This is a genomic window from Acinetobacter sp. UBA3132 (assembly GCF_002364825.1).
Taxonomy (GTDB): Bacteria; Pseudomonadota; Gammaproteobacteria; order Pseudomonadales; family Moraxellaceae; genus Acinetobacter; species Acinetobacter schindleri.
Genome location: NZ_DEZM01000016.1, coordinates 1 through 4,227, shown reverse-complemented (window position 1 = coordinate 4,227; position 4,227 = coordinate 1). Strand labels below are relative to the sequence as shown.

Genomic DNA, 4,227 nt, shown 5'->3' with positions numbered 1-4,227 from the left:
ATTGTGGGTGGTCTGATCATTATCTGGATCGAAAAAAATCCACCTCAAGTCCGTGCCCAAGAAGTTGAAGACCTGACCATTAAAGATGCTATCTGGATTGGTCTGATTCAGGTCTTATCGCTGATTCCAGGTACTTCACGTTCTGGTGCCACCATTATCGGTGCGATGTTCCTCGGTGTATCACGTAAGGCAGCGACTGAGTTTTCCTTCTTTCTGGGTATCCCGGTAATTGTCGGTGCAGGCCTGTTAGACTTATACCAGAGCTATGACGTGTTTAGTGGGACTCAGGACTGGGTGGTACTTACTGTTGGTCTTTTAGTCTCCTTTATTTCAGCATTGTTATTGATCCGTGCGTTAGTCGCTTATGTCGCGAAGCGTGATTTCATGATTTTTGCCTGGTACCGTATTGTATCGGGACTGCTCATTTTATTGTTTGCATACACAGGCTGGACATTATGGTAAGCGAGATTCGCTTATACACTGAAACTGCATATATCGAGAAAGCACAGCACTTTGAGGCTGTGCTTTCTTCTCGTGGTGTACAGGTTCAGATTGAGACCGTAGAAAAACTCAATGCGCGTTTCTTTCGCCTGAATCCCGAACTGGCACTGTGTGTTGATGCGGACGGTTTATGGCTATGTGCCAATGGCATGAAAATGCAACCGGACTGGAAAGCGGAAGTGGGGCGTTTAAAACGTGCTTCACTGAAGTCGGAAATGATTGCACGTGCTTGCAACCTGGGTGAAAAGCCGACCCTAATTGATGCGACTGCCGGTCTTGGTCATGACAGCCTGTTGATGGCACATCTTGGTGCGCATGTCACTCTGGTCGAACGTCATCCGATTCTGTTTACCTTGCTGGAAGATACCCATACGCGTGCGCAGAATGATGCTTTCCTGAATCCGGTTGTATCGCGTATTCATCTGGTCTTCTCTGATTCTGCTGACTATTTAATCCAGCAGGCAGCAGAAAGCGCCATGGTGGATGTCGTTTATCTGGATCCGATGTTCCCGCAGCGTGACCAGAATCAGCAGGCACCCAAGAAACAGGCACAGGTGAAAAAACAGATGCAGCTATTGCATATGCTTTTGCCTGAAGATGGTGAAATGGACCTTGGCGATAACCTGCTGGAACTGGCACAGAAAATTGCTAAACGGGTGGTGGTGAAGCGTCCGCGTCTTGCCGTTTTTCTGGCTGATAAAGCACCCGATCATCAATGGCAAGGGGATGCTTGTCGCTTTGATGCGTATTTTCAGCATGATCTTGTAGCTGAATAAGATAATTGCTTCAAAATTCGCCAAGGATTTGTTATATAGTTAAAAATAGCATTGATAAAAGTCCTATCAAGCATAAACTTATTCTGCGAATTAGCGAGCCACTTGATCTCCCCGAAATCCTATGATCGACTTCAAACCATCCATTAATTTTTGGCACGATTTTAAGAGCAATCAAATTGCCGGAATATGGTTGTTTCTGGGGTCGAGGCGTTCCCTGCAAATGGTACGTCCCTCCATTCTTCAACTGGTGTTCTGGGGCATTCTGGGCGGTTGTGCCAACACCCTGTTCAGTTGGCTCAGTTCAGGCCGGATTGGGGAATTTAACTCCCAAGGTCTGGTTAGCTACGCACTCTGGCCTTTTATTGCCCTGATTGTTGGAATTTTTCTGTCACAGCGGATCAATAATCCGCGTTTGATGCTGGTGCCGGCCCTGCTTTGGCTGGTACTGGATACGCACATTATGCTGTTCCAGTGTCTGATTCAGTATCTGGGCGATCTCGACTATCTGCCGTACATCCTGTATGACTATATCCCGACCTTATTTGTGATGCTGTTTGTCTGGCAAAGTCTGGCTGTGGTCTGGGTATTCTCACGTGAGCTGAAATGGCCGTGGTGGGAACGGGCACTGATTATGCTGGCAACCCTGTTTACCTTGGTCGTTTGGCAGATTTCTGTCAAAGATCAGCCGATCTGGAAAGTGGAAGAAGTCCCGCCAAGCTTTGCTGAAGATGCCTTCTATGCACAACCTAATTTACTAAACAAAGCGTTGGATTCTATTGAATATGGCGAGTTTGCGCAATCACACTGGTATTTTGTGGGTGTGGCAGGTGCCAGCTATCAAGATGTATTCTATTCAGAGATCGAACGGATTAAGGAACAGTTTGATACCCGCTTTGGAACCTTTGGTCGTTCGATTGCCTTGGTAAATCACCCAGCAGCTCGTACCGAGATGCCAATTGCTTCCAAAACCAGTATGGAACTGGCTTTACGCCGTATTGGCCAGCAGATGAATCGTGAAAGTGATGTGCTCTTCCTGTACATGACCTCGCATGGTTTGCCAAACGTATTTGAAATGGAAAATGCACCGTTAGATCTGGCACAGGTCGATCCAAAGTGGCTGCGTGACACGCTGGATGCATCCGGTATCCGCTGGCGAGTCATTGTGATTTCTGCCTGTTACTCCGGCAGTTTTGTTTCTGCACTGCAAAATGAAAATACCTTGATCATCACCGCTTCAGCAGCAGATCGCCAGTCCTTTGGCTGCTCGAATGAAGCCGACTATACCTACTTTGGCCGCGCCTTCTTTGATGAAGCGATGCGTGAGCAGGACAGCTTAAAGAAAGCTTTTACACAAGCCAGCCAGACTGTAGCGAAGTGGGAAAGTGCACAAGGTTTTGAACCTTCTGAGCCGCAGTGGGTCATCGGTAAGAATATGGAGTTGATGTTACCTCAGCTTGAACAACGTCTTTTCCCGCCAGCGACAACAGCTTCAGCTTCCCAGTCAGTCGCTTTGGCGCCCTAAACCGATCAATGACTTTAGAAAATAGAAAAGGAATCATGATGGAACTGCTACAGAATAATAGAAGTTTTGAAGGTGAACAGCGAATCTATCGCTTTAATTCTAAAGTGTTAAAAAATTCAGCGCGCTTTGGTATATTTCTGCCGCCGCAAGCCTTGGCAGGACAAAGCTGTCCAGCGTTATTCTATTTGGCAGGTCTGACCTGTACTGAAGAAACCTTTGCGATTAAAGCGCATGCGCAGCGTCTGGCAGCACAGCTGGGCCTGATTCTGGTTACGCCAGATACCTCGCCACGTGGTGAAGGGGTAGCTGAAGGGGATAACTGGGACATTGGACAGGGTGCCGGTTTCTATATCAATACAACGCAGTCTCCTTGGGCTGAACACTTCCAGATGGAAAGCTTCATCATGAATGAGCTTTATCCATTAGTGAATGAAGAATTTGAGATCCAGTCGGGCAGAATCGGTATCTTTGGACATTCGATGGGGGGGCATGGTGCATTAACCTTGGCATTTAAATATCCAGAAAAATTTGTCTCTGTTTCTGCCTTTGCTCCGATCTGTGCACCAAGCCAATGCCCTTGGGGTGAAAAGGCCTTTAGCAATTATTTAGGTGAAGATCGTGCAGAATGGGCCAAACATGATGCGACTGAACTGGTCAAAGCCAAAGGTGCACTTTATCCGGATATCCTGATTGACCAAGGCTTTAATGATCAGTTCTATAGCCAGCTGAATCCCGCCTTATTCCAGCAAGCTTGTGATGCCGTGGGACAAAAGCTCACCTTGCGTGAACATCAGGGCTATGATCACGGTTATTACTTTATCCAAAGCTTTGTTGATGACCATCTACAGTTCCATGCGGTACAGCTCGAAAACTGATTTTTAGCTATAACCCAAAGCAAATGACTCATGGCATGAATGCAAATATACATGGCATCCATGTCTGATCATGCGCTATGCTTGCAAAGATTTATATAATAAAAACAAGGCAGTTTATGCAAAATACCAGTGATATAGACGCATCTACAATTCCTCCAGTTATTCCACCATTTCCACCTGATATTCCAGCCACGCCGGAAGTAAGACCTGTACGGGTAGGCGGATTACAGCATTTTCGTTTTCATGGGACTGCCAGTGAATATTTCGGTATCTGGATTGTGAATATCCTGCTGACAATCGTCACTTTAGGATTATATTCACCTTGGGCCAAGGTACGCCGTCTGCGTTATTTTTATGGTAATACTGAATTTGTACAACACCGTTTCGACTTTACCGGGGTACCAGTCAAAATTTTGATGGGGCGTCTGATTGCGCTGGGACTATATTTTGCGATTTCGATTGCTTCACACCTGTCTACTACAGCGACACTGGTCGGGTTGCTGATTCTTTATCTGGCAGTACCCTGGCTAATTCGGGCGACACTACGATTTAA

General features: G+C 46.5%; 5 protein-coding genes. All 5 read left to right on the top strand.

What is annotated here, in order from left to right:
• On the top strand, nt 1-462 hold a 462-nt coding region (locus B4033_RS00635), incomplete at its 5' end, for an undecaprenyl-diphosphate phosphatase (RefSeq protein WP_286831122.1).
• Nucleotides 456-1,277, top strand: coding sequence for a class I SAM-dependent methyltransferase (locus B4033_RS00630; protein WP_008304391.1), 822 nt, complete (start codon nt 456-458; stop codon nt 1,275-1,277). The genes B4033_RS00635 and B4033_RS00630, both read left to right, overlap by 7 nt.
• A gap of 121 nt (nt 1,278-1,398) precedes the next feature.
• A complete protein-coding gene (locus B4033_RS00625) occupies nt 1,399-2,799 on the top strand; it encodes a C13 family peptidase (protein WP_286831119.1) in 1,401 nt (466 codons plus the stop codon).
• A 38-nt stretch (nt 2,800-2,837) separates the two neighbouring features.
• A complete protein-coding gene (gene fghA, locus B4033_RS00620; RefSeq protein ID WP_286831117.1) occupies nt 2,838-3,674 on the top strand; it encodes an S-formylglutathione hydrolase in 837 nt (278 codons plus the stop codon).
• Nucleotides 3,675-3,790: 116 nt separating this feature from the next.
• Nucleotides 3,791-4,227, top strand: a 437-nt coding sequence (locus tag B4033_RS00615; protein WP_286831115.1) for a DUF898 family protein, incomplete at its 3' end; no start/stop codon positions are given.

Excerpts from the sequence above, each read along its gene's own strand:
- B4033_RS00625 (WP_286831119.1), top strand. The coding sequence starts at position 1,399 with ATGATCGACTTCAAACCATCCATTAATTTTTGGCACGATTTTAAGAGC.
- B4033_RS00630 (WP_008304391.1), top strand. The coding sequence starts at position 456 with ATGGTAAGCGAGATTCGCTTATACACTGAAACTGCATATATCGAGAAA.
- fghA (WP_286831117.1), top strand. The coding sequence starts at position 2,838 with ATGGAACTGCTACAGAATAATAGAAGTTTTGAAGGTGAACAGCGAATC.